Source organism: Aeromonas sp. Y318-3 (assembly GCF_027706185.1).
Classification (GTDB): Bacteria; Pseudomonadota; Gammaproteobacteria; order Enterobacterales; family Aeromonadaceae; genus Aeromonas; species Aeromonas veronii.
In genome coordinates this window covers 1-1,027 of the sequence record NZ_JAPDCN010000050.1, presented here as the reverse complement: position 1 = coordinate 1,027, position 1,027 = coordinate 1, and the positions used below count along the sequence as shown (strand labels likewise).

The window sequence follows — 1,027 nt, the reverse complement described above, 5'->3', positions numbered from 1 at the left end:
GGCTCATCGTGCGCCAATCCTCGGCATTGGTGAGGGAGAGCAGTTGCCACTGCACCCCAGACCAGCGCAGGTGCAGCGTAACGGTGCGGGCATGGGGGCTATCAGGAGTGATGTGTAGTAACCAGCGCTGGCCACGGTGGCGTGGTTGTATCTTGGCCTTGGCGGCGACCAGTCCCAGCCACTGGCGCGAGGTGTGGGAGAGCGGCAGTTCGTTAGTCATCACACACCTCCTACTCCCCGCTGACCGTGACGGTGAAATATCCCAACTGGGCGTAGCTAATGAAATTGCTCTGCCACAGGGCGAACAGTTCCCGCGCTTCCACGCAGGGCAGTGGTCTCCAGCCCTGCAGATAGTGCTCGTCGCAAGAGAGGTTGAAGTCGAGCTCCTTGCAGAGCTCGGCATCCTGGCCCAGTCCCTGATAACTGAAGTCGGTGATGTAATCGAAGACCCAGCCGTGCAATCCCCGAATAAGCCGCAGCTCTACCGGATGGACGCCACCCGTCTCGGCACTGTAGCCGGGGCTGCGAAAGTTGAAGGTCAGGGTCGAGAGGTCGGTGAGGTCGAACTGTTGTTCCCGCACGACGCTGCGCAGTAAGTCAGGCAGCTCGGGCGAAATCGGCAGGGCCATCCCTGCCAAGTGAAATGGCATGGTCATCTTGGTGTGTCCTTTCGTATCGAATGTGAGACGCGTTAATCCCTGAACCAGCGCCAGGCGCGGTAGAGGCTGTAGGTGGCAGCCAAGGGCGCCGCCAGCGAGGTGGCCGAACTCCCCAGCAACGCACCGACTGCAGCGGTCACCACAGTCGTTGCTGATGGATTCAGTGCCGTGCTGGTGGCCATGCAAGGCAGGGCCGCAAGGGTAGGCTGCCGAGCCACAGAGTGAAGCGCCTGATGTGCGATACACCCCGTAGCAATGAGCTGGTTAATCTGCTTGCTGTAGTGAAAGCCCTCGATACACCAGAGCACGAAGTGCTCGCAGTTGTTAAAGAGCGTGCTGTAGTGCGCCTCTCCAAGACGGGAGTAAGC

Annotated in this window: 2 protein-coding genes and 1 pseudogene; all 3 read right to left on the bottom strand. The window is 60.3% G+C overall.

The window, feature by feature from the left end:
• Positions 1-220 (bottom strand): annotated as a pseudogene (locus tag OKB77_RS23940) (hypothetical protein); the annotation flags it as partial.
• A gap of 10 nt (positions 221-230) precedes the next feature.
• Complete coding sequence (locus tag OKB77_RS23935; protein ID WP_270806630.1) at positions 231-656, bottom strand: DUF2787 family protein; 426 nt, start codon at positions 654-656, stop codon at positions 231-233.
• Between the two features lie 35 nt (positions 657-691).
• Positions 692-1,027, bottom strand: a 336-nt coding sequence (locus OKB77_RS23930) for a lecithin retinol acyltransferase family protein (protein ID WP_270818719.1), incomplete at its 5' end; no start/stop codon positions are given.